Below are 22891 nucleotides of genomic sequence, written 5' to 3' on the forward strand. Positions count from 1 at the left end.
ATGAGACGACATCTGATTCTTGGCGCGGTGGTATTGATCGGCCTGATCGGCTACGCCGAGGACCTGTTTGCTGACGATAAGGACGCGATCAAGGCGTTCGATACCGTGCAAAAGGTCTTCCAGAGCCCGCGCTGCCAGAACTGCCATATCCCCGGCGATTCACCGTTGCAATTCGACGCCGGGATTCCTCACGCCATGAACGTCGTGCGGGGCATGGACGGCAAAGGCGCGGCGGGTTTGCCCTGCGCTACCTGCCACGCCGAGAGCAATCCGCCGGCCAGTTACGGCGCTCACGCACCGCCGGGGGCGCCGCACTGGAGCCTGCCGCCCGCCGCGCACAAAATGGCCTGGATCGGTCTGCCGGCCGACCAGTTGTGCGCCATGATCAAGGACCGTTCCAGCAACGGTGACCGCGATTTCGCCGCGCTGATCAAGCATGTCAGCGACGACAAATTGGTGCTTTGGGGCTGGAATCCGGGTCAGGGAAGGGCGCCGGTACCGGTGCCGAACGATATTTTCGTCACCCAGTTCAAACGCTGGGCAGACGCGGGAGGGCCCTGTCCGGTCGTGGGTAGTTGACCGGCGGTCCGTTAACAGGGAGTCAAACCGGGTATGGACGACTCTAAGAAATATACCCGCCAATGGAGTGAGTAATGCTGATCCCAGGCAAACCGGTAAAACCAGGCGCGTGCGCCGACCCGTTGCGCACGCCACTGCAGGAGCGCGAGCTGCTGCGTGACTTGGCCCGTAAGGCCGAGGAGGAGTTGATGGGCGTGCAGATGGCGAGCATGGACGAGTTGACGCTGCTCTCCAACCGACACGGTTTTACAGCGCTGGCCCAACAAGGGCTGGATGTCTGCCACCAGCTGAAAAAGCCAGCGACGCTGCTGCTCTTCAATATTGATGACTTCAAACACATCAACTATCTCTATGGCCGTTCCGAGGGCGACAACGCCCTGAAAACCTTCGCTGATGTGCTGCGAATTGCCTTTCGCGAGAGCGATGTGATCGGCCGGCTGGGCAGCGACGTATTCGTCGCGTTGCTGACCGGCTCAAGTGTTGTGGAGATTCCCGCGATCAGGGCGCGACTCGAAGAAATACTCGAAGAGCGCAATGCCACGGTGCATCGCGGTTATGACATTCACTTCAGCATCGGACAACTTGAGTGCAATCCTGAGCTTCCCGGCTCGATCGAGGAGTTGCTGGCACAGGCCGATGCGTTCACTTGGCAAACAGCTGAGCCACATCCTTGAATGCCTTGAACTCAAGCGCGTTGCCGCATGGATCGAAGAGAAACATCGTCGCTTGCTCACCTACCAGGCCCTGAAAGCGAATGCCCGGTTCGATCACGAATCGGGTGTTGAGGGCTTTCAATCGCTCGGCCAGCGCCTCCCATTGCTCCATTCCCAACACCACACCGAAATGCGGCACCGGCACGTCATGACCGTCGACAGCATTGGTGTGCGCGGCTTCTTGTGAGGCGTTTTTCGGCGCGAGGTGAATGACCAGCTGATGGCCGAAAAAGTTGAAATCAACCCAGTGATCGCTTGAACGACCTTCTTCCAGGCCGAACACTTGGCCATAAAAATTGCGCGCAGCAGTCAGGTCGTAGACCGGGATGGCCAGGTGAAAAGGGGAGAGTTGCATCGGAGGTGCCTCGGCTGTGTGGATTCAGATTGAGTTTAGCCCTGTGCTTTTTGATTAAAAGACGATAATTTTTGCATCGAGCTCAAATTATTTCGATTAATCGAGAACGCCATGCTGCGGGAACTGAAAACCTTCATTGCGGTGACGCGCTACGGCACGTTTGCCGCGGCCGGTATGCACATTGGCCTGACCCAGTCGGCCGTCAGCGCGCAGATTCGCAATCTGGAACAGGCCCTGGGCATTCGTTTGTTCGACCGCACCGGACGTCAGGCGCTGCTCAATGCGGCAGGCCAGCGTGCATTGCCGATGGCCAGGGACATGCTGGAGACCTTCAGCCGCATGGCGGTCAGCGATGATGTCAGTGAATATCGCGGCGAGTTGAAAATAGGTGCGGTGGCCACGGCCCAGACCGGACTGCTGCCCCAGGCGTTGCTTCGACTGAGGCAACAGGCGCCGTTGCTCGAGCCGAAACTGGTGCCCGGCGTGTCGCTGAACCTGTTGAGCCAGGTGGACACCGGTGAAGTGGATCTGGCGATCCTGATCAAACCGCCGTTCGAGTTACCCAAGGAACTGTCAGCGCAGGTCATCCGCAAGGAACCGTTTGTATTGATCGTGCCGGCGGACCTTGAAGGCGATGAGCCGTTGCAGATCCTCGCGAACCATCCGCATGTGCGTTACGACCGCAACTCGTTCGGTGGAAGACTGGTAACGCGGTTTTTGCGTGAGCAGCAGATTGATGTGCAGGTGGCTTTGGAGCTGGATGAGCTGGAAGCCATTGTGAAGATGGTTGAATGCGGGTTGGGCGTGTCGCTGCTGCCCGAGGCGGGGTTATGGCTTGAGCATGGGGCGAAGGTCCGGATCATTCCGTTGGGGGAGTTGACGTTCTACCGCGAGATCGTCCTGTTGCAGCGCTATAGCCAGCGTACACAGCCGATCCAGCAGCTATTTTCCAGCTGCCTGACACAAGTCGATGGTTAATCACAAATCCCCTGTGGGAGCGGGCTTGCTCGCGAAGGCGTCGCGTCAGACAACATCAATGTTGAATGATCAATCGCATTCGCGAGCAAGCCCGCTCCCACAGGGGGTCTGCGCCAGGCCTGAAATTACAGGCACAAAAAACCCGCCTCAAGAGGCGGGTTTTTTAGTTGGCTACCCGAAGATTACTCTTCCAGGCTACCCATGGCCGTGGTGTTGAAGCCACCGTCCACGTACATGATTTCGCCGCTGATGCCGGACGCCAGGTCCGAGCACAGGAAGGCGCCGGCGTTGCCGACTTCGTCGATGGTGACGTTACGACGCAGCGGGGTTTGCGCTTCGTTGGCGGCCAGCATCTTGCGGAAGTTCTTGATGCCGGAAGCGGCGAGGGTGCGGATCGGGCCAGCCGATACGCAGTTGACGCGGGTGCCGTCCGGGCCCAGGGAGCCGGCCAGGTAACGAACGCCAGCTTCCAGAGAAGCTTTGGCCATGCCCATCACGTTGTAGTTCGGCATGGTGCGCTCTGCACCCAGGTACGACAGGGTCAGCAGGCTGCCGTTGCGGCCTTTCATCATTTCGCGGCCGGCTTTGGCCAGGGCCACGAAGCTGTAGGCGCTGATGTCGTGAGCGATGCGGAAACCTTCACGGGTGGTGGCTTCGGTGAAGTCGCCATCCAGTTGGTCGCCCGGGGCGAAGCCGACGGAGTGCACGATGCAGTCCAGGCCGTCCCATTTTTTGCCCAGCTCAACGAAAACCTTGGCGATTTCTTCATCGCTGGCCACGTCGCACGGGAAGCACAGGTCAGGGGTGGAACCCCAGCTTTGTGCGAACTCTTCGACACGACCCTTGAGTTTGTCGTTCTGATAAGTGAAGGCAAGCTCAGCGCCCTCGCGATGCATGGCGGCAGCGATGCCGGATGCGATGGACAGCTTGCTGGCGACACCGACGATCAGTACGCGCTTACCGGCGAGAAAACCCATGTGTTGCTCCTCTCTTTCAGGTTATTGCGCAGTGGCTGGGGCCAGGAAAGCGGCTTCCAGCAACTGCTGTGTATACGGATGTTTGGGGGACGCAAAAATACTTTGCGCGTCTCCCTGTTCGACCACTTGGCCTTGCTTGACCACCATCAGCTGGTGGCTCAGCGCTTTGACGACAGCCAGGTCATGGCTGATAAACAGATACGTCAGGTTGTACTTGGTTTGCAGTGAACGCAAAAGCTCAACCACTTGGCGTTGCACTGTCCGGTCGAGGGCCGATGTCGGCTCGTCCAGCAGAATCAACGCCGGTTTTAGCACTAATGCCCGGGCAATGGCGATTCTTTGCCGTTGCCCACCGGAAAATTCGTGGGGGTAGCGGTGCCGGGTTTCCGGATCCAGACCTACCTCCTTGAGTGCCGCAATAATCGCTTGTTCCTGTTCCGCCTCGGTGCCCATCTTGTGGATCCGCAGGCCTTCGCCGACGATCTGGCTCACGCACATCCGTGGGCTCAGGCTGCCGAACGGGTCCTGAAACACCACCTGCATCTCCCGCCGCAGCGGTCGAACCTGTTGCTGCGTCAGGCAGTCTAGCTGCTTGCCTTCAAAACGGATGGTGCCTTTGCTGCCGATCAGCCGCAAAATCGCCAAACCCAGTGTCGACTTGCCCGAACCGCTTTCTCCCACAATCCCCAGGGTCTGGCCCTGAGGCAGGCTGAAATTGATTCCGTCCACCGCTTTGATGTGGTCGACGGTCTTTTTCAGAAAGCCTTTCTTGATCGGGAACCAGACTTTCAGGTCCTCGACTTGCAGCAATGGCGGGCCAATCACATTGGTCGCCGGCTTGCCGCTGGGCTCCGCTGCCAGCAGTTCCCGAGTGTACGGATGCTGCGGTGCGCGGAACAACTCTTCGCACGATGCCTGTTCGACGATGCAACCGCGCTGCATGACACATACGCGATGCGCAATTCTTCGCACAAGGTTCAAATCGTGACTGATCAGTAGCAGCGCCATGCCCAACCGGGCCTGTAATTCCTTGAGCAACTCGAGGATTTTCAGCTGGACGGTTACGTCCAGCGCGGTGGTCGGCTCGTCGGCGATCAGCAGTTCCGGCTCGTTGGCCAGGGCCATCGCAATCATCACCCGCTGCCGCTGGCCGCCAGACAATTCGTGGGGCAGGGCCTTGAGGCGCTTCTCGGGCTCCGGGATGCCGACCATTTCCAGCAACTCCAGGGTGCGCCTGGTCGCCACTTTACCGATCAGGCCCTTGTGGATGCTCAACACCTCATTGATCTGCTTCTCGATCGAGTGCAGCGGATTGAGCGAGGTCATCGGCTCCTGGAAGATCATCGCGATCCGGTTGCCGCGGATGTGGCGGATGGTTTTCTCTTTCAGGCTCAGCAGGTTCTGCCCGGAGTACTCGATGGTCCCGGACGGATGCCGGGCGAGCGGGTAGGGCAGCAGCCGCAGGATCGAGTGCGCCGTCACCGATTTACCGGAGCCACTTTCGCCCACCAGCGCCAGGGTTTCCCCGCGCTTGATGTCGAAGCTCACGCCTTCGACCACCCGTTGAACGCGCTCGCCGACGACAAATTCGACGGCCAGGTCGCGCACTTCGATCAGATTGTCCTGATTCATTTCACTTCCTCGGGTCGAAGGCATCGCGAGCAGACTCGCCGATAAACACCAGCAAACTCAACATCAACGCCAGCACGGCAAACGCGCTCATGCCGAGCCACGGCGCTTGCAGGTTGGATTTGCCCTGGGCCACCAGCTCACCGAGGGACGGGCTGCCTGCCGGCAAACCGAAGCCGAGGAAATCCAGGGCGGTCAGGGTACCGATGGCGCCGGTCAGGATGAACGGCATGAAGGTCATGGTCGAGACCATGGCGTTGGGCAGGATGTGGCGGAACATGATCGCTCCGTTTTGCATCCCCAACGCCCGCGCGGCGCGCACGTATTCCAGATTACGCCCTCGCAGGAATTCGGCGCGGACCACGTCCACCAGGCTCATCCACGAGAACAGCAGCATGATCCCCAGCAGCCACCAGAAATTCGGCTGGACGAAACTGGCGAGAATGATCAGTAGATACAGCACCGGCAGCCCGGACCAGATCTCCAGAAAACGCTGTCCGGCCAGGTCGACCCAGCCGCCGTAGAAACCCTGCAAGGCCCCGGCAATCACGCCGATGATCGAGCTGAAAATGGTCAGGGTCAGGGCGAACAGCACCGAAATCCGGAAGCCATAAATCACCCGAGCCAACACATCGCGGCCCTGATCGTCGGTGCCCAACAGGTTGTACGTCGAGGGTGGCGCCGGGGCCGGGACTTTCAGGTCGTAGTTGATGCTTTGATAGCTGTAGGGAATCGGCGCCCACAGCACCCAGGCGTCTTTTTCCTTGAGCAGTTCACGGATATACGGGCTCTTGTAGTTGGCTTCCAGCGGGAATTCGCCGCCGAAGGTGGTTTCCGGGTAACGCTTGAGCGCCGGGAAGTACCAGCCGTTGTCGTAGTGCACCACCAGCGGTTTGTCGTTGGCGATCAGCTCGGCGCCGAGGCTCAGCCCAAACAGCAGCAGAAACAGCCACAGCGACCACCAGCCACGCTTGTTGGCCTTGAACAGTTCGAAACGTCGGCGATTGAGAGGGGACAGGTTCATCTCAATGCTCCCGGCTTTCGAAGTCGATGCGCGGATCGACAAAGGTGTAGGTGAGGTCGCCGATCAGTTTCACCACCAGCCCCAGCAGCGTGAAGATAAACAGCGTGCCAAAGACCACCGGGTAATCACGGTTGATCGCCGCCTCAAAACTCATCAGCCCGAGGCCGTCGAGGGAGAAGATCACCTCCACCAGCAACGAGCCAGTGAAGAAGATGCCGATAAACGCCGACGGGAACCCGGCGATCACCAGCAGCATGGCGTTGCGGAACACATGGCCGTAGAGCACGCGGTGGTTGGTCAGGCCCTTGGCCTTGGCGGTGACCACGTACTGTTTGTTGATTTCGTCGAGGAAGCTGTTTTTGGTCAGCAGGGTCATGGTCGCGAAGTTGCCGATCACCAGCGCCGTCACCGGCAATGCCAAGTGCCAGAAGTAATCGAGCACCTTGCCGCCCATGCTCAACTCGTCGAAGTTGTTGGAGGTCAGTCCTCTGAGCGGGAACCAGTCGAAATAGCTGCCGCCGGCGAACACCACGATCAACAGGATGGCGAACAGGAACGCCGGGATCGCATAGCCGACGATGATTGCCGAACTGGTCCAGACGTCGAAGTGGCTGCCGTGTCGCGTCGCCTTGGCGATCCCCAGCGGGATCGACACCAGGTACATGATCAGCGTGCTCCACAGCCCGAGGGAGATGGACACTGGCATCTTTTCCTTGATCAGGTCGATGACCTTGGCGTCGCGGAAGAAGCTGTCGCCGAAATCCAGCGTCGCGTAGTTCTTGATCATGATCCACAAGCGTTCCGGCGCCGATTTATCGAAGCCGTACATGTGCTCGATTTCCTTGACCAGTGCCGGGTCCAGGCCTTGCGCGCCGCGATAGGCGGAGCCGGCCACCGAGACTTCGGCACCGCCGCCAGCGATGCGGCTGGTGGCGCCTTCGAAGCCTTCGAGCTTGGCGATCATCTGCTCCACCGGCCCGCCGGGGGCGGCCTGGATGATCACGAAGTTGATCAGCAGAATGCCGAGCAACGTCGGGATGATCAGCAGCAGTCGCCGAAAAATATACGCCAGCATCTGATTACTCCGTGCCCGCAGGGTCGGCTTGCAGTTTGGTTTCGACTTCTATGGCCGGGGTAGCGTCTGGCTTGACCCACCAGGTATTAATGCCGATGTCGTACTTGGGTGAAACTTTCGGATGACCGATGTGGTTCCAGTAAGCCACGCGCCAGGTCTTGATGTGCCAGTTGGGGATCACGTAATAACCCCATTGCAGCACGCGGTCCAGTGCGCGGGCGTGGGCCACCAGGCTTTTGCGCGAATCGGCGTTGATCAGTTGCTCGACCAATTGGTCCACCACCGGGTCTTTCAGGCCCATGGAATTGCGGCTGCCGGGTTTGTCGGCGGCGTCAGACATCCAGAATTCACGCTGTTCATTGCCCGGTGAATTGGACTGCGGGAAGCTGCCGACAATCATGTCGAAGTCCCGTGAACGTACGCGGTTGATGTACTGCGAGACGTCGACCCGGCGGATCACCAGGTCGATGCCCAGGTCACTCATGTTGCGCTTGAACGGCAGCAGCACCCGCTCGAATTCGGTCTGGGCCAACAGGAACTCGATGGTCACCGGTTTGCCGTTGGAGTCGACCATCTTGTCATCGACGATCCGCCAGCCCGCCTCTTGCAGCAATTGATAGGCTTTGCGCTGCTGGGTGCGGATCATGCCGCTGGCGTCAGTCACCGGGTTCTGGAACGCCTCGCTGAACACCTGCTCGGGAATCTTGCTGCGGAACGGGTCGAGGATCGCCAGTTGATCGGCGTCCGGCAGGCCGCTGGCCGCCATTTCCGAATTTTCGAAAAAACTGCGAGTGCGCGCGTAGGCGCCGTTGAACAGTTGCTTGTTGGTCCATTCAAAGTCCAGCAACAGGGTCAGGGCCTGGCGCACGCGCACGTCCTGAAACACCGGGCGGCGCAGGTTGAACACAAAGCCTTGCATGCCGGTGGGGTTGCCGTTGGGGATCTGTTCCTTGATCAACCGGCCCTCGGTGACGGCCGGAATGTTATAGGCGTTGGCCCAGTTCTTGGCTGCCATTTCGAGCCAGTAATCGAACTGCCCGGCCTTGAGTGCTTCCAGGGCCACGGTGTTGTCGCGGTAGTAGTCGGTGGTCATCACATCGAAGTTGTAGAACCCGCGGTTCGCCGGCAGGTCCTTGGCCCAGTAATCCTTGACCCGCTCATAACGCACCGAACGCCCGGCCTTGACTTCGCTGACCTTGTACGGGCCGCTGCCCAGCGGTATTTCCAGGTTGCCCTTGGTGAAATCGCGCGTCGCCCACCAATGCTTGGGCAACACCGGCAACTGGCCGAGGATCAGCGGCAGCTCACGGTTGTTGTTGTGTTTGAACTTGAACAACACCGTCAGCGGATCTTCAGCGACCACTTCCTCGACATCGCTGTAGTAACCGCGGTACAGCGGCGCGCCGTCCTTGATCAGGGTCTGGAAGCTGAACACCACGTCCTCGGCGCGCATAGGGTGCCCGTCGTGGAAGCGCGCTTCGGGGCGCAGGTAGAAACGCACCCAGCTGTTGTCCGGGGCTTTTTCGATCTTGCCGGCGACCAGGCCGTACTCGGTGAACGGTTCATCCAGGCCCTGTTTGGCCAGGGTGTCGTAGATCATGCTGATGTCGTCGGCCGCGACACCTTTGTTGATGAAGGGGTTGAGGCTGTCAAAGCCGCCGAAACCGGCCTGACGGAAGATCCCGCCTTTTGGCGCGTCGGGGTTCACGTAATCGAAGTGTTTGAAATCGGCCGGGTATTTCGGCGGCTCGTTGTACAGGGTCAGGGCATGTTGCGGAGCGGCACAGGCCAGCCCGGCGAACAACAGACCGCTGGCCTGCAAGAGCAGGGTGCGTACGGGTTTCATCGATCTTTCTCCGAAGATTTCAGCCACCACGCGCTCAGGCCCAACGTGTAGGGCGGCGTGGTGACGAAGGCGAACCGGTTGCGGTAGGCCAGGCGGTGATAATTGAGGTACCAGTTGGGAATGATGTAGTGCTGCCACAGCAACACCCGATCCAGGGCCTTGCCGGCGGCGACCTGTTCATCGCGGGTCTGGGCGGCAAGCAATTGTTCGAGTAAATGGTCGACCACCGGATTGGCAATACCGGCGTAGTTTTTGCTGCCCTTGACCCCGACCTGGCTTGAATGGAAGTACTGCCATTGTTCCAGGCCCGGACTGAGCGTCTGGTTGAGGGTCATCAGGATCATGTCGAAATCGAACTGATCGAGGCGTTGTTTGTACTGGGCGCGATCGACCGTGCGCAGCCGGGCGTCGATGCCGATGCTGGCGAGGTTCTCGACGTAAGGCTGAAGGATGCGTTCCAGGTTCGGGTTGACCAGCAGGATCTCCAAACGCAACGGTTGCCCGGCAGCATTCTGAACGTGCTGGCCGCTGAGCTTCCAGCCGGCCTCGGCAAGCAGGCCCAGGGCCTTGCGCATGGTTTCACGGGGGATGCCGCGCCCTTGGGTCTGCGGCAGGCTGAACGGCTCGGTGAAGAGCTTGGCGGGCAACTGCTCGCGATACGGCGTCAGCATCAACCATTCATGGCCGACCGGAAGGCCCGTCGCGGAGAACTCGCTGTTGGGGTAGTAGCTCATGGCGCGCTTGTAAGCGCCGCTGAACAGCGTGCGGTTGGTCCACTCGAAGTCGAACATCAGGCCCAGCGCTTCACGGACCTTGGTCTCGGAGAAGGCCGGCCGCCGGGCGTTCATGAACAGACCCTGGCTCTGGGTCGGGATCTGATGCGGGATCTGCGCCTTGATGACGTCGCCGCGTCGCACCGCCGGGAAGCTGTAGCCGTTTTCCCAGTTCTTCGCCTGGTGCTCGATATAGATGTCGAATTCGCCGGCCTTGAAGGCTTCGAACGCGACATCGCTGTCGCGGTAGAACTCGACTTCCATGCGGTCGAAGTTGTATTTGCCGCGATTGACCGGCAGGTCCTTGCCCCAGTAATCCTTGACCCGTTCGAAAATGATCTGACGCCCAGGCTCTACCGACGTCATGCGATACGGTCCGCTGCCCAGTGGCGGTTCGAAGGTGGTGGCCTTGAAGTCACGACCTTTCCAGTAATGCTGGGGCAGCACCGGCAATTCGCCCAGGCGCAGGATCAGCAATGGATTGCCGGCGCGTTTGAAGACAAAACGAATGCGTTGCGGATTGAGGATGTCGACCCGCGACACTTCCTGAAGGTTGGTGCGGTATTGCGGATGGCCTTCCTTGAGCAGCAATCGGTAGGAAAACGCCACGTCATAGGCGGTAATCGGCGTGCCATCGTGGAAACGCGCTTCGGGGCGCAGATTGAACACCACCCAGCTGCGGTCTTCGCTGTATTCCACCGATTGGGCGATCAGGCCATAGCTGGAGGCCGGTTCATCGCCGGAGGGCGCGTACTGGCCGGTGCCGACCATCAACGGTTCGTTGAGCTCGTTGATGCCGTATTGCAGGAAATTCGGCGTGGAAACCGGGCTTGAACCCTTGAAGGTGTAGGGGTTGAGCGTATCGAAGGTGCCAAACGCCATCACCCGCAACGTACCGCCCTTGGGCGCTTGCGGGTTGACCCAGTCGAAGTGGGTAAATCTGGCCGGGTACTTGAGCGTGCCGAACTGCGCATAACCATGGCTTTCGCTGATCGTCGCGCTTGCGGGTGCGCTCAAGGCCAGGCTGATCAGGAGCAGAAGGAGGGGACGCTTCAAGTCAGGAATCCGATCCAGGCGGCTTGGGCTTTGTGGCCCGTACAGTAACAGCTTGTATCGACAGGAAAAAGACAGGGGTTTAACGCGCCGTTAATTGTGCCAATGGAGTCCCTGTAGCAGCTGGCGAAGCCTGCGTTCGGCTGCGCAGCAGTCGCAAAACCTGCGCTCGCATACTTCCTGAAACACCATATCGTCTGAACTCACGACTGCTGCGCAGCCGAACGCAGGCTTCGCCCGCTGCTACAAGGGTTTGGGTAAATCCTTGGGCGAAAAAAAGCCCCTGAAATCAGGGGCTCATTTTAGCGTGGGGAAGCCACCGTCAGCATCTGGCCAGGCTTCAGCGCCTGGCCAACACGCGGATTCCAGCGCTTGAGGTGCTGCATTTCAACGTTGAAACGCTTGGCGACCATGTACAGCGAGTCGCCTTGCTGGACCTTGTACTGGGTCTGCGGCTTCTGTTGGTCAGCTTTACTGTTTGCTTTGCTGTTCGCCGCCACGACGGTGTTGACCCGACCGCTGCTGCGCTTCGTGGTGTCCTGCATGACCAGCGCCTGACCGGCCTTGAGATTCTTGCCGGTCAGCTTGTTCCAGCGTTGCAGGTCCTTGACGTCGACCTTGTTGGCCTTGGCGATGGCGGCCAGGTTGTCCCCGCGTTTAACGCGGTAAACGCGTTTGAGGCTGGCGAGTTCGGAGTCGTCCGAGCCTTCGAATACCGGCTTGAGCGGCTTCTTGCTGATCAACTCTTCAGGACGCATGGTCGACAGGCTGGCGGTCAGCAGTTGCGCCTTGGACGTTGGCACCAGCAAATGCTGGGGGCCATCGATGGTGGTGCGCTGCTTGAAGGCCGGGTTGAGCTGGAACAGTTCGTCTTCGTCGATGTTAGCCACCGCGGCGACCTTGGACAGGTCCATGCGCTGGTTGATTTCGACGACCTGGAAGTACGGTTCGTTGGCGATCGGGTTCAGGTTCACGCCGTAGGCTTCAGGTGCCAGCACCACTTGTGACAGGGCCAGCAGCTTTGGCACGTAGGCCTGGGTTTCGGCCGGCAGCGGCAGGTTCCAGTAATCGGTCGGCAAACCGAGCTTTTCGTTGCGCTCGATGGCCCGGCTGACCGTGCCTTCGCCGGCGTTATAGGCCGCCAGGGCCAGCAGCCAGTCGCCGTTGAACATGTCGTGCAGGCGGGTCAGGTAATCCATGGCCGCAGTGGTCGAGGCGGTGATATCGCGACGGCCATCATAGAAACGGGTTTGACGCAGGTTGAAGTAACGCCCGGTGGAAGGGATGAATTGCCACAAGCCAACCGCGTCGGCCCGGGAATAGGCCATCGGGTTGTAGGCGCTTTCAATCACTGGCAGCAGTGCCAGTTCCAGCGGCATGTTGCGTTCTTCAAGGCGTTCGACGATGTAGTGAATGTACAGGCTGCCGCGTTCGCCGGCGTTTTCGAGGAAGGACGGGTTGCTGGCGAACCACAGGCGCTGTTGCTCGATGCGCGGGTTGACGCCCAGGTTGTCCTGCAACTGGAAGCCTTGGCGCATGCGCTCCCAGACGTCTTGTGGAATTTGTGGAGTCGGTTTTTCGCTGAGCCAGATAGGTTTCTGCTTGGCCCGGGCGGCGATGTTCGGAGTGTGTGCCGCGTCGGTCTGCGGCACATGGCTTGAGCAGCCCGCCAGAGTGGCGGACACAGCCACCGCAATGGCTTGAGCCAAGCGGGTCAATGCGTCTGAATTGATGGCTTTACGAATAGATGACGACATTGGCTGGAAGTAAGTTCCGGGCAAAAATGTCGGGCGATTCTAGAAAGCGCACCCCCTGCGGTCAACCATTCAGAATTTTTGTACCAGCGTGATGGCTACTTAGAACTTATCTTTCCAAGCACGCAGAGCAGCAAAAACCGTACTCGGAGCCCGGTTTTGGGTTCCATTCCGTTCGTCCACTTTTTCTTTAACGGATGTTTCGTCGACACGCAAAAACGGGTTGGTAAGCTTTTCAAGCGCCAGAGTAGAGGGCAGCGTCATGATTCCGGCTTCCCGTTGTGCGGTGACTTTTTCCAGACGTGCGGCAGTGTCCGGATTGCCCGGTTCGACCGCTGCGGCAAACTTCAGGTTGCTCAAAGTGTATTCGTGAGTGCAGTAGACCAGCGTATCTTCAGGCAGCGCGGCGAGGCGGGTCAGTGAGGTATGCATCTGCTCCGGCGTGCCTTCGAACAAGCGCCCGCAACCGGCAGCAAACAGGGTGTCACCGCAGAACAGCAGACCGTGATGGTAATAGGCGATATGCCCCAAGGTGTGGCCGGGGACGGCAAAGACATCGAAGTCCCAGCCCAGCACGCTGACGCGGTCATTGTCCTTGAGGGCCACGTCCCGGAGCGGGATGGTTTCGCTGGCCGGACCGTAGACTGTCGCGTCTGTCGCTTTTTTGAGCTGCTCGACACCGCCGACGTGGTCATGATGATGGTGAGTGATCAAAATATCACTCAACACCCAACCCGGATGCGCGGCGAGCCAGGCCTGCACTGGCGCGGCATCGCCCGGATCGACCACGGCGCAGCGCTGGGTGCTGTGGTCTTGTAACAACCAGATGTAGTTGTCGGTGAAGGCGGGCAGGGCACTGATCTGTATCATCGTCGGATTCGCCAAGCGGAAAACAATGGCGCATCTTAGAACTTCCTGGCGCGTTGGAGAATGCAATGACCGATAAAGCGTTCGCTCAGGCTGATCCTGAATGGCTGACATTGATCAGCGCAGCCCGTGAATGGCTGTCCGGCCCCATCGGGCAATTTCTGCTGGACGAAGAACGTCGCATGCTCGAAGACGAGTTGGGACGGTTCTTCGGTGGCTACCTGGTGCATTACGGCCCGTCGGCCCAGACGCCGCCGTCGGCGCCGCAAGTCCAGCGCAATGTGCGGCTCGGCGCGCCGTTGCCGGGTGTCGAGATCGTCTGCGAAGAGCAGGCGTGGCCGTTGAGCGAGCATGCCGCCGATGTGGTGGTGTTGCAGCATGGGCTGGATTTCTGCCTGTCGCCCCACGGTCTGCTGCGTGAAGCGGCGAGCAGCGTGCGGCCCGGCGGGCATCTGCTGATCGTCGGGATCAACCCCTGGAGCACCTGGGGTTTGCGTCACGTGTTTGCTCACGACGCCTTGCGCAAGGCTCGCTGCATCTCCCCGTCGCGAGTCGGTGACTGGCTGAACCTGCTGGGCTTCGCGCTGGAGAAACGCCGCTTCGGGTGCTATCGTCCGCCGCTTGCGTCACCCGCCTGGCAGGCTCGTCTGGCCGGTTGGGAGCGCAAGGCCGGTGACTGGCAACTGTCGGGTGGCGGCTTCTATTTATTGGTGGCGCGCAAGATCGTGGTGGGCCTGCGGCCCGTCCGTCAGGAGCGGCGCGAACCGATGGGCAAGCTGATTCCATTGCCGATGGCCAAGGTCAATCGTCGCCGCATCGATCCGTAATACACTTTTTACTTTTCCCGGCCGGGTTTGCCCCGGCCTCGGGCATCGTCGATCACCGATCGGCGAGCCACCGCATTTTCTGGATAGATTGGCATGAGCGATAGCGTAGAACTCTTCACTGACGGCGCCTGCAAAGGCAATCCTGGTCCTGGCGGCTGGGGCGCTTTGCTGGTGTGCAAGGGCATTGAAAAAGAACTGTGGGGCGGCGAAGCCAACACCACCAACAACCGCATGGAGCTGATGGGCGCGATCCGCGGCCTTGAAGAACTCAAACGCTCCTGCGACGTGCTGCTGGTCACCGACTCGCAGTATGTGATGAAAGGCATCAACGAGTGGATGGACAACTGGAAGAAGCGCGGCTGGAAAACCGCCGCGAAAGAACCGGTGAAAAACGCTGATCTGTGGAAGTTGCTGGATGAGCAGGTCAATCGCCACAACGTCACCTGGAAATGGGTGCGCGGGCACATTGGCCATCACGGCAACGAACGGGCCGACCAATTGGCCAACCGTGGCGTGGATGAAGTGCGCGGGTACAAACAGGCCTAAACCCGACACTGATCGTTCCCACGCTCCGCGTGGGAACGATCAGTGGGAGCGAGCCTGCTCGCGAATGGGGGCAACACGGTGTATCTGAAAGACCCCGGCGAGCGTGTTAACATCGCCGCTTTTGCACGAATGACCCGTTGAGAGCTGAGCACTGATGGCCACCAGATCCGTTGTACTCGATACCGAAACCACCGGCATGCCGGTGACCGACGGCCACCGGATTATCGAAATCGGTTGTGTCGAGTTGATCGGTCGGCGCCTGACGGGCCGGCATTTCCACGTTTACCTGCAACCGGACCGCGAGAGTGACGAAGGCGCCATCGGCGTCCACGGCATCACCAACGAATTTTTGGTCGGCAAGCCGCGCTTCACTGAAGTCGCCGATGAGTTCTTTGAATTCATCAAGGGTGCGCAGCTGATCATCCACAACGCGGCGTTCGACGTTGGCTTCATCAACAACGAATTTGCCCTGATGGGCCAGCACGATCGTGCGGACATCACGCAGCACTGCTCGATCCTCGACACCCTGATGATGGCCCGGGAACGTCACCCGGGGCAGCGCAACAGCCTCGACGCCTTGTGCAAACGCTATGGCGTCGACAACTCCGGTCGTGAACTGCACGGCGCCTTGCTCGACTCCGAGATCCTCGCCGACGTTTACCTGACCATGACGGGCGGCCAGACCAGCCTGTCCCTGGCTGGTAATGCTTCCGACGGCAACGGTTCCGGGGAAGGTGCGGATAATTCCGCCACCGAGATACGTCGTCTGCCGGCTGACCGTCAACCGACGCGGATTATCCGTGCCAGCGAAGATGACCTGGCCCAACACGTGGCACGCCTGGAAACCATCGCCAAATCCGCCGGCGCCCCATCGCTCTGGCAACAACTGGCCGAGGCAAAGGCTCAAGCCTGATTTTTCGCCACACAATGGTGCGCCCGACGACCTGCTTCGGGGCGCCGCACTCGCCACATGCGCTCGAACCCTCTACCCTGAGGTGATTGGCGGACCACGGTCTGCCGCCTCAGGACACTGAGCCTCATGTATAAAGATTTGAAATTCCCGGTCCTGATCGTCCATCGCGACATCAAGGCCGACACCGTCGCCGGTGATCGCGTGCGTGGCATCGCCCGGGAGCTGGAGCAGGAAGGCTTCAGCATTGTCTCGGCGGTGGATTACACCGAAGGACGTCTGGTCGCCTCGACCCATCACGGTCTTTCCTGCATGTTGATTGCGGCCGAAGACGCCAGTACTCACTCTCATCTATTACACAACATGGCCGAGCTGATCGGCCTGGCGCGGGTGCGCGCGCCCGACTTGCCGATCTTCGCGCTGGGTGAGCAGGTGACCCTGGAGAATGCACCCGCCGACGCCATGGCCGAACTCAATCAGCTGCGCGGGATTCTTTATCTGTTCGAAGACACCGTGCCTTTTCTGGCCAGGCAGGTCGCCCGAGCGGCACGCAAATATCTGGATGGTCTGCTGCCGCCGTTTTTCAAAGCGCTGGTGCAGCACACGGCCGACTCCAATTATTCCTGGCACACACCCGGCCATGGCGGCGGCGTGGCGTACCACAAGAGCCCGGTGGGTCAGGCGTTTCACCAGTTCTTCGGGGAAAATACCCTGCGTTCCGATTTGTCGGTGTCGGTGCCGGAACTCGGTTCTTTGCTCGATCACACCGGTCCGTTGGCAGAAGCCGAGGCCCGTGCTGCCCGCAATTTCGGCGCCGATCACACCTTCTTCGTAATCAATGGCACCTCGACCGCCAACAAAATCGTCTGGCATTCAATGGTCGCTCGCGATGACTTGGTGTTGGTGGATCGCAACTGCCACAAGTCGATATTGCACTCGATCATCATGACCGGCGCCATTCCGCTGTACCTGTGCCCGGAGCGCAATGAGCTGGGGATCATCGGCCCGATTCCATTGAGCGAATTCAGCCGCGAATCGATTCAGGCCAAGATCGACGCCAGCCCGCTGACCAAGGGCCGGGCGCCCAAGGTCAAGTTGGCGGTGGTGACCAATTCGACGTACGACGGCCTCTGCTACAACGCTGAGCTGATCAAGCAGCAACTGGGCAACAGCGTCGAGGTCTTGCACTTCGATGAGGCCTGGTACGCCTACGCGGCGTTTCACGAGTTCTTCGCCGGACGTTACGGCATGGGCACGTCCCGCAGTGACGACGGCCCGCTGGTGTTCACCACCCATTCCACCCACAAACTGCTGGCGGCGTTCAGCCAGGCGTCGATGATTCACGTCCAGGACGGCGGCGCGCGGCAACTGGATCGGGATCGCTTCAATGAAGCGTTCATGATGCACATCTCTACCTCGCCGCAGTACAGCATCATCGCTTCGCTGGATGTGGCGTCGGCCATGATGGAAGGCCCGGCCGGGCGTTCGCTGTTGCAGGAAATGTTCGACGAAGCGCTGAGTTTCCGCCGGGCGCTGGCCAATTTGCGCCAGCACATCGCCGCTGACGATTGGTGGTTTTCCATCTGGCAGCCGCCGTCGGTGGAAGGCATCAATCGTGTGGTCACCGATGACTGGCTGCTGCAACCCGACGCCGACTGGCACGGCTTTGGCGGCGTGACCGACGACTACGTGCTGCTTGATCCGATCAAGGTCACGTTGGTGATGCCGGGCCTGACGGCAGGCGGCGCTCTCAGTGAACGCGGGATTCCGGCGGCGGTGGTCAGCAAATTCCTTTGGGAACGGGGGCTGGTCGTTGAAAAGACCGGACTGTATTCATTCCTGGTGTTGTTCTCCATGGGCATCACCAAGGGTAAATGGAGCACGTTGCTGACCGAGTTGCTGGAGTTCAAGCGCAGCTACGATGCCAATGTCAGCCTCGCGACTTGCCTGCCGTGCGTGGTGCAAGAGAATGTCGCGCGCTATCAGGGCATGGGTTTGCGCGATCTGTGCGATCAACTGCACGCCTGCTATCGCAGCAATGCCACGGCCAAACACCTCAAGCGCATGTACACAGTGCTGCCGGAAATCGCCATCAAGCCGTCTGACGCCTATGATCAATTAGTGCGTGGCGACGTTGAAGCGGTGTCGATCGATGCTCTGGATGGGCGGATCGCCGCGGTGATGCTGGTGCCGTACCCGCCGGGGATTCCGTTGATCATGCCCGGCGAGCGCTTTACCGAGTCGACACGCTCGATCATCGATTACCTGGCATTTGCGCGCACGTTCGATAGCAGCTTCCCGGGGTTTGTCGCTGATGTGCACGGATTGCAACACGAAGACGAGGGCAATGGACGGCATTACACCGTTGATTGCATCAAGGAATGAGGACCTTTCCCAGTATGCAACCGATCATGAATCCGAAATACCCAGGGCTGTCGGTGCGCGTTGCCGACGAAGGTTTTGCGGCCTATATCTGGGGCAGCGATTTCAGTTTTGAAGTCGCGGCCTACGGCGCAGCCGAAATCGGTAAACCGGTGGAGCAATGGCCGGTGACGCCGATCACGCCTTATCGAAAGTGCTACGGCATCGATCCCGAAGAGTTCAGCAGTTTCCGCGATGCCGCCGACAGCGCGATTTTCATGGCTTATCTCGATGATGAGCCGGTGGGTCACCTGGTGGTCAGCACCAACTGGAACGGCTTTGCCCACATCGACGAGTTGGCGGTGCATGCGCCGGCGCGCCGTCATGGCGTGGCCAAGGCGTTGCTAGATGTGGCGCAGTTCTGGAGCCGCAAAAAGAAACTGCCGGGCATCATGCTTGAAACCCAGAACAACAACCTGGGGGCCTGCCGGCTCTATGAGCGCCGCGGTTACGTCTTGGGCGGAATCGATCATCTGCGCTATCGCGGGATCGATCCGAACACCGCCGAAGTGGCGCTGTTCTGGTATCGATTGTTCGATAACCCGTTGGAAACCCCGCTTAGTTCGCCAACATCGCCACGGCTTGTTCCGTGATGATGCCCAGCAATGCCTGAATCGCCGGTGATGGCTCGCCGTTCTTGAGGGTCAAGGCATAAAGGCTGATCGGCACGGCCGGCGCCAGCGGGCAGGCATCCAGCCCGGCCGATTTAGCCCCGAGGGCGGTGAAAGGGTCGACGATGGCCAGACCTTCACCGGCCTCGACCATGCTGCGCATCATCTGGTGAGTCTGTACCCGGGTTTGAATCACCGGGGCAGGGCGCAGGGCATGCAGTTTGTTTTCCAGCGCCGGGCTCAGCGGATCATGACCTTCCAGGCCCACCATCGATTGGCCGGCCAGGTCCTGCAGCGAGATGTACTTTTGTTTGGGTTGCAACCAGCCGTGGGGTGCCAGCAGCTGAAGTTTGCCTTGGGCGATCACCTGACAATGAATGTCGGCGTGATCGGGGTCATGCAGGCTTAGGCCCAGATCGCTTTCGCGCAGCAGCAGGTTTCTGACGATCTCGCGGGTAGGTTGGCTCAGAAGGGTGCAAGGCGCGTCGGGAAGGCGTCGGCGCAGGGCGGCAATGCTCTGTGGCAATAGCTGCTGTGACAGGGGCGGCGTGCAGACGATCCGCAAGGGCGGAGCCTGATATTGCTTGAGGCTGTTGGCCAGCCGCTGAACCGGCTCGAGCGCGTCATAGACGTGGGCGATCTGGACCTGCAACTCCCGCGCCTCGCGCGTGGCCTGCAAGCGTCCACGCACGCTGGAAAACAGCATGAAACCCAACTGATCCTCGGCGTCGCGCAGAATCCCTTCGACTTCGGCCACAGGCAACTGCAGCCATTCGGCGGCGGTGCCCAGGTGACCGGTCTGCAGGAGCGCCTGGATCACTTCGATATGACGTAAACGCATGCGTGAAGTCCATGTTCAGCAGGTGAGGGAGTCAGTGGCTGAATCCTAACTCAAGTGCGCGCATATGACTTCTGCTCATAACACGGGGTTATGAAGCGACGTTGGTTTCCGGCCGGCTGCCGACATAGGTGTCGGGTTCGCGCACGATAGTGACGTCCGATTGCACCAGCAAAAACTGGTTGTCATCGAGCTTTTTGACGCGATCGCCAATGGCCAGCTTATAAGTGGTGACAGGCACCGAGCCAGTGAGACCGTCTGCCGACGGGGTGGATTCCTGGAACTCATGCACGGAATAAACGCGGCCTTCCGCGTCTCTTGCATGGAACTGACCGACGAGTACTGCTGCCATCTGCTTAGAACCTCTGGGGATAAATCACTCAATTTGCGGCTCTGTAGACCGTGGTTGGGCGAGGTAAGTTTTCCTACAGGAAAAAAATAGTCAGGGGCGGCGTTTTTCAGTCGCCCACTGCTTGAATCGTCATCTATAACTACTAACTCTTTCCATCGGACAGTCGAGAATCTTCCATGAGCAACGTCTATACGATCGCTGTACTGGTCGGCAGCTTGAGAAAGGAATCGATCAATCGCAAGGTGGCGCTGGCCCTGGCCGACCTGGCGCCTGCCAATCTCAAACTGGTTATCGTCGAAATCGGCGATCTGCCGCTCTACAACGAGGACATCGATGGTGCTTCACCGCCGGCAGCCTACAGCACTTTCCGGCAACAAGTGAGCTCATCCGACGCGGTGCTGTTCGTGACCCCCGAATACAACCGTTCGGTGCCAGCGCCGATGAAGAATGCGGTCGATGTGGGGTCGCGTCCCTATGGCAAGAGTGCCTGGAGCGGCAAGCCCGGAGCGGTGATCAGTGCTTCGCCGGGCGCTATCGGCGGTTTTGGCGCCAACCATCACCTGCGCCAGTCCATGGTGTTTCTGGATGTGCCGTGCATGCAGCAACCGGAAGCCTACTTGAGCGGCGCTGGTTCAGCGTTCGACGAGGCAGGCAACCTGTCCGAGTCGCTCAAACCGTTTTTGCAAAAATTCATCAATGCTTATGGACAGTGGGTTGAGCAGCATAAAAAGCAATGACGCTCATTTAGCCGCGGAGCCGGCCACAGATCATCGATTCGATCTCCAACAGCCATGCGGCGGTTTGCGCCGCCGCAGGTTGTGCGGTGACGCAATAACGGCGACCGCCCCAAGCCGTGATTAGCCAGGCATCAATGGTTGTTTCTGAAGGGCATACGGGCAAATCGGTACAGGCTGCGAAGGCTTCGCGCCACTTCTGCGACAGCTCCTGGAACACTCGCCGATGGTGTTTGGGTTCGGCGATCTGGTGTTCGAAGGTCATCAGTTCATAGTCGAACAACGGTTGCCTGGCCTCGACCGGGTCACAGGTCAGGCGTATCAGACGGTTGGTCCGGGTCTGCCAATCCAGATCCGTGGGCTGTACCACTTGTTCATCCACCTGCTGCAACAGCTGCTCCAGGCAATGTCGGACGTAACCTGACAACAAGGCTTCCTTGCTCGGGAAGTAATCGTACAACGTGCCAATGGCGACGCCTGCTTCCAGGGCCACCGCGCGCGTGGTCAACCCCGACCAGCCGTCACGTTGCCAAATCCGAACAAACGCTTCGTAAATTGCCTCTACGGTGAAAATCGCCCGGGCCTGACTCGGCCGTTTCAGCGGCTTTGCGCGGGGATTGAGGGTGGACGCGATGCCCTTGGTGTTTCCGAACCCGCTCTTCATCGGCTGCCACTACTCTGGTGCTACCCGCCATTCACTCGCAGCAGGAATCTGAAAGATGCAAAGTCCGAGCACGGTAACACGCCTGATCACCCGCAAAAACGCCCTCGACCAGAGTCGAATCGAGCAGGAGCAACGTAGCCTGATTCCGGCTGCCGGAGAGGTGATATTGAAGATCGACCGGTGCGCGTTGACCACCAACAACATTACCTATGCCGCGTATGGCGATTCGATGAATTACTGGGGGTTCTTCCCAACAGGGCTGGCGGAATGGGGTCACATCCCGGCCTGGGGTTTTGCCGATGTCGTGGCGTCTGATGTGGCCGGCATCAAGGTCGGGGAGCGCTTCTACGGGTATTTTCCGATTGCCAGCCATCTGTGGATGCGCCCGGAACGGGTCACCGAGCGTGGCTTCTATGACGCCGCCGAGCATCGGCTGGCACTGACGTCGGCTTACAACCAATACACCCGTTGCAGTTGGGATTCGTACTACAGCCCAGAAACCGAAAACCTACAGATTTTGCTCAAGCCGCTGTTCCTGACCTCGTCGATGCTCGCGGACTTCCTCCAGGACAACCAGTTTTTCGGCGCAACCCGACTGGTGTTCTCCAGTGCTTCGAGCAAAACCGCCTATGGCACGGCGGTCTGCCTGGAAAATCACCCTGACCTGGAGCGGGTGGCGCTGACCTCGACCGGCAACAAGGCGTTTGTCGAGAAACTCGGTTGTTACGAGCGAACGGTGACCTACGCAGAACTGGCGAGCCTGGCCAATGACCGCCCTACGTTGTATGTGGATTTTTCCGGCGACCTGGATTTGCGAGATCAGGTGCACCAGCATTTTGCCGGGCAGTTGATTTACAGCTGCTTCGCCGGTTCTGCGCAAAGCACCGATGAGGCTAGATTGACGGCCATTGAAGGGCCGCAACCGGTGTTCTTTTTTGCGCCGATCCAGATCCGCAAGCGCAATACCGAGTGGGGCCCAGAAGGGGTCAGTCAGCATATTGGTGAGGGTTTGCAGCGTTTCTACCGGCAGTTGACGGCGACTGATACACCATTGCTGGAAGTGGTCGAGGACAAAGGCTATGAAGCCGCGCAGAGCGTGATTGCCCGGCTGTTCCACGGCCAGATCGCACCGATCGAGGGGCATGTGATTCGGCTATAGCACATTGATCTGTGGTAGCAGCTGCCGAGCCCGCGAGGCTGCGTTCGGCGACGCAGTCGTCGTGAAGTCAGGCACTGCGGTGTCCCAGGAACACCGCGTTCGCAGGGTTTACGACGACTTCGTCGCCGAACGCAGCCTCGCGGGCTCGGCAGCTGCTACATCAAGCCCGGTGCGTTTAGGCGTAGGGGAGCAAGTTTGGGCTTTAC

22 protein-coding genes are annotated in these 22891 nt (G+C 59.7%); 10 read left to right on the plus strand and 12 right to left on the minus strand.

The features are described 5' to 3' along the window. On the plus strand, positions 1 to 579 hold the full coding sequence (locus ASC74_RS13290; protein WP_056741778.1) for a hypothetical protein: 579 nt from the start codon (positions 1 to 3) through the stop codon (positions 577 to 579). A 74-nt stretch (positions 580 to 653) separates the two neighbouring features. Continuing rightward, complete coding sequence (locus tag ASC74_RS13295; RefSeq protein WP_056741779.1) at positions 654 to 1253, plus strand: GGDEF domain-containing protein; 600 nt, start codon at positions 654 to 656, stop codon at positions 1251 to 1253. On the opposite strand, the gene ASC74_RS13300 is transcribed toward ASC74_RS13295, so the two are convergent. Continuing rightward, entirely contained in the window at positions 1222 to 1647 is a 426-nt protein-coding gene (locus tag ASC74_RS13300; RefSeq protein WP_056741780.1) for a VOC family protein, read from the minus strand. The genes ASC74_RS13295 and ASC74_RS13300 overlap by 32 nt on opposite strands. Positions 1648 to 1758: 111 nt before the next feature. On the opposite strand from ASC74_RS13300, the gene ASC74_RS13305 reads away from it, so the two are divergent. Then, a complete protein-coding gene (locus ASC74_RS13305) occupies positions 1759 to 2625 on the plus strand; it encodes a LysR family transcriptional regulator (protein WP_056741781.1) in 867 nt (288 codons plus the stop codon). 182 nt (positions 2626 to 2807) lie between these two features. On the opposite strand, the gene fabI is transcribed toward ASC74_RS13305, so the two are convergent. From fabI to gloB, 8 genes are all read right to left on the minus strand, one after another. Further along, positions 2808 to 3602 carry an enoyl-ACP reductase FabI gene (gene fabI, locus ASC74_RS13310; protein ID WP_056741782.1) on the minus strand — a complete coding sequence of 265 codons (795 nt, stop codon included), beginning with the start codon at positions 3600 to 3602 and terminating at the stop codon, positions 2808 to 2810. Between the two features lie 21 nt (positions 3603 to 3623). Then, positions 3624 to 5234: an ABC transporter ATP-binding protein gene (locus ASC74_RS13315; RefSeq protein ID WP_056741783.1), complete on the minus strand. Its 1611-nt coding sequence runs from the start codon at positions 5232 to 5234 to the stop codon at positions 3624 to 3626. A 1-nt stretch (position 5235) separates the two neighbouring features. Next, positions 5236 to 6255 (minus strand): ABC transporter permease, encoded by a 1020-nt coding sequence (locus tag ASC74_RS13320; RefSeq protein ID WP_056741784.1) that lies wholly within the window; start codon positions 6253 to 6255, stop codon positions 5236 to 5238. Between the two features lies 1 nt (position 6256). Continuing rightward, positions 6257 to 7330, minus strand: a complete 1074-nt coding sequence (locus ASC74_RS13325; RefSeq protein WP_056741785.1) for a microcin C ABC transporter permease YejB — start codon at positions 7328 to 7330, stop codon at positions 6257 to 6259. A gap of 4 nt (positions 7331 to 7334) precedes the next feature. Further along, positions 7335 to 9176, minus strand: coding sequence for an extracellular solute-binding protein (locus ASC74_RS13330; protein ID WP_056741786.1), 1842 nt, complete (start codon positions 9174 to 9176; stop codon positions 7335 to 7337). Then, positions 9173 to 11005: an extracellular solute-binding protein gene (locus ASC74_RS13335; protein ID WP_056741787.1), complete on the minus strand. Its 1833-nt coding sequence runs from the start codon at positions 11003 to 11005 to the stop codon at positions 9173 to 9175. Before ASC74_RS13335 ends, ASC74_RS13330 begins: the two co-directional genes overlap by 4 nt. A gap of 299 nt (positions 11006 to 11304) precedes the next feature. Continuing rightward, complete coding sequence (locus ASC74_RS13340) at positions 11305 to 12759, minus strand: transglycosylase SLT domain-containing protein (RefSeq protein ID WP_056741788.1); 1455 nt, start codon at positions 12757 to 12759, stop codon at positions 11305 to 11307. Between the two features lie 99 nt (positions 12760 to 12858). Beyond that, on the minus strand, positions 12859 to 13626 hold the full coding sequence (gene gloB, locus ASC74_RS13345; protein WP_056741789.1) for a hydroxyacylglutathione hydrolase: 768 nt from the start codon (positions 13624 to 13626) through the stop codon (positions 12859 to 12861). Positions 13627 to 13691: 65 nt separating this feature from the next. Between gloB and ASC74_RS13350 the strand changes: the two genes are divergently transcribed. The 5 genes from ASC74_RS13350 (at position 13692) to ASC74_RS13370 (ending at position 18920) form a co-directional block, all read left to right on the plus strand. Next, the gene (locus tag ASC74_RS13350) at positions 13692 to 14450 is read left to right on the plus strand and encodes a methyltransferase domain-containing protein (protein WP_008152097.1); all 759 of its coding nucleotides are present in this window, start codon (positions 13692 to 13694) and stop codon (positions 14448 to 14450) included. A gap of 93 nt (positions 14451 to 14543) precedes the next feature. Beyond that, on the plus strand, positions 14544 to 14996 hold the full coding sequence (rnhA, locus tag ASC74_RS13355) for a ribonuclease HI (protein WP_008152099.1): 453 nt from the start codon (positions 14544 to 14546) through the stop codon (positions 14994 to 14996). 154 nt (positions 14997 to 15150) lie between these two features. After that, a complete protein-coding gene (gene dnaQ, locus ASC74_RS13360) occupies positions 15151 to 15909 on the plus strand; it encodes a DNA polymerase III subunit epsilon (protein ID WP_033054619.1) in 759 nt (252 codons plus the stop codon). Positions 15910 to 16035: 126 nt separating this feature from the next. After that, positions 16036 to 18291: an Orn/Lys/Arg decarboxylase N-terminal domain-containing protein gene (locus tag ASC74_RS13365; protein ID WP_056741790.1), complete on the plus strand. Its 2256-nt coding sequence runs from the start codon at positions 16036 to 16038 to the stop codon at positions 18289 to 18291. Between the two features lie 14 nt (positions 18292 to 18305). Beyond that, positions 18306 to 18920, plus strand: coding sequence for a GNAT family N-acetyltransferase (locus ASC74_RS13370; RefSeq protein WP_056741791.1), 615 nt, complete (start codon positions 18306 to 18308; stop codon positions 18918 to 18920). Here the strand turns inward: ASC74_RS13370 and ASC74_RS13375 are convergent. Both ASC74_RS13375 and ASC74_RS13380 read right to left on the minus strand, forming a co-directional pair. Then, positions 18886 to 19779, minus strand: a complete 894-nt coding sequence (locus ASC74_RS13375; RefSeq protein WP_056741792.1) for a LysR family transcriptional regulator — start codon at positions 19777 to 19779, stop codon at positions 18886 to 18888. The genes ASC74_RS13370 and ASC74_RS13375 overlap by 35 nt on opposite strands. An 88-nt stretch (positions 19780 to 19867) precedes the next feature. Further along, entirely contained in the window at positions 19868 to 20128 is a 261-nt protein-coding gene (locus tag ASC74_RS13380; protein WP_046048837.1) for a hypothetical protein, read from the minus strand. A 176-nt stretch (positions 20129 to 20304) separates the two neighbouring features. Between ASC74_RS13380 and ASC74_RS13385 the strand changes: the two genes are divergently transcribed. Then, a complete protein-coding gene (locus tag ASC74_RS13385) occupies positions 20305 to 20865 on the plus strand; it encodes an NADPH-dependent FMN reductase (RefSeq protein WP_056741793.1) in 561 nt (186 codons plus the stop codon). A 7-nt stretch (positions 20866 to 20872) separates the two neighbouring features. Here ASC74_RS13385 and ASC74_RS13390 read toward each other — a convergent pair whose 3' ends face one another. Continuing rightward, positions 20873 to 21526, minus strand: coding sequence for a TetR/AcrR family transcriptional regulator (locus tag ASC74_RS13390; RefSeq protein WP_056741794.1), 654 nt, complete (start codon positions 21524 to 21526; stop codon positions 20873 to 20875). Between the two features lie 55 nt (positions 21527 to 21581). On the opposite strand from ASC74_RS13390, the gene ASC74_RS13395 reads away from it, so the two are divergent. Then, complete coding sequence (locus ASC74_RS13395; protein WP_056741795.1) at positions 21582 to 22685, plus strand: DUF2855 family protein; 1104 nt, start codon at positions 21582 to 21584, stop codon at positions 22683 to 22685. Positions 22686 to 22891: the final 206 nt, after the last annotated feature.

The organism is Pseudomonas sp. Root329 (assembly GCF_001424925.1).
Taxonomy (GTDB): Bacteria; Pseudomonadota; Gammaproteobacteria; order Pseudomonadales; family Pseudomonadaceae; genus Aquipseudomonas; species Aquipseudomonas arabinosi.

Bases quoted from the DNA above. Each gene is read 5' to 3' on its own strand.
- ASC74_RS13290 (WP_056741778.1), top strand. From the start codon at position 1: ATGAGACGACATCTGATTCTTGGCGCGGTGGTATTGATCGGCCTGATC.
- ASC74_RS13295 (WP_056741779.1), top strand. From the start codon at position 654: ATGCTGATCCCAGGCAAACCGGTAAAACCAGGCGCGTGCGCCGACCCG.
- ASC74_RS13300 (WP_056741780.1), bottom strand. From the start codon at position 1,647: ATGCAACTCTCCCCTTTTCACCTGGCCATCCCGGTCTACGACCTGACT.
- ASC74_RS13305 (WP_056741781.1), top strand. From the start codon at position 1,759: ATGCTGCGGGAACTGAAAACCTTCATTGCGGTGACGCGCTACGGCACG.
- fabI (WP_056741782.1), bottom strand. From the start codon at position 3,602: ATGGGTTTTCTCGCCGGTAAGCGCGTACTGATCGTCGGTGTCGCCAGC.
- ASC74_RS13315 (WP_056741783.1), bottom strand. From the start codon at position 5,234: ATGAATCAGGACAATCTGATCGAAGTGCGCGACCTGGCCGTCGAATTT.
- ASC74_RS13320 (WP_056741784.1), bottom strand. From the start codon at position 6,255: ATGAACCTGTCCCCTCTCAATCGCCGACGTTTCGAACTGTTCAAGGCC.
- ASC74_RS13325 (WP_056741785.1), bottom strand. From the start codon at position 7,330: ATGCTGGCGTATATTTTTCGGCGACTGCTGCTGATCATCCCGACGTTG.
- ASC74_RS13330 (WP_056741786.1), bottom strand. From the start codon at position 9,176: ATGAAACCCGTACGCACCCTGCTCTTGCAGGCCAGCGGTCTGTTGTTC.
- ASC74_RS13340 (WP_056741788.1), bottom strand. From the start codon at position 12,759: ATGTCGTCATCTATTCGTAAAGCCATCAATTCAGACGCATTGACCCGC.
- gloB (WP_056741789.1), bottom strand. From the start codon at position 13,626: ATGATACAGATCAGTGCCCTGCCCGCCTTCACCGACAACTACATCTGG.
- ASC74_RS13350 (WP_008152097.1), top strand. From the start codon at position 13,692: ATGACCGATAAAGCGTTCGCTCAGGCTGATCCTGAATGGCTGACATTG.
- rnhA (WP_008152099.1), top strand. From the start codon at position 14,544: ATGAGCGATAGCGTAGAACTCTTCACTGACGGCGCCTGCAAAGGCAAT.
- dnaQ (WP_033054619.1), top strand. From the start codon at position 15,151: ATGGCCACCAGATCCGTTGTACTCGATACCGAAACCACCGGCATGCCG.
- ASC74_RS13365 (WP_056741790.1), top strand. From the start codon at position 16,036: ATGTATAAAGATTTGAAATTCCCGGTCCTGATCGTCCATCGCGACATC.
- ASC74_RS13370 (WP_056741791.1), top strand. From the start codon at position 18,306: ATGCAACCGATCATGAATCCGAAATACCCAGGGCTGTCGGTGCGCGTT.
- ASC74_RS13375 (WP_056741792.1), bottom strand. From the start codon at position 19,779: ATGCGTTTACGTCATATCGAAGTGATCCAGGCGCTCCTGCAGACCGGT.
- ASC74_RS13380 (WP_046048837.1), bottom strand. From the start codon at position 20,128: ATGGCAGCAGTACTCGTCGGTCAGTTCCATGCAAGAGACGCGGAAGGC.
- ASC74_RS13385 (WP_056741793.1), top strand. From the start codon at position 20,305: ATGAGCAACGTCTATACGATCGCTGTACTGGTCGGCAGCTTGAGAAAG.
- ASC74_RS13390 (WP_056741794.1), bottom strand. From the start codon at position 21,526: ATGAAGAGCGGGTTCGGAAACACCAAGGGCATCGCGTCCACCCTCAAT.
- ASC74_RS13395 (WP_056741795.1), top strand. From the start codon at position 21,582: ATGCAAAGTCCGAGCACGGTAACACGCCTGATCACCCGCAAAAACGCC.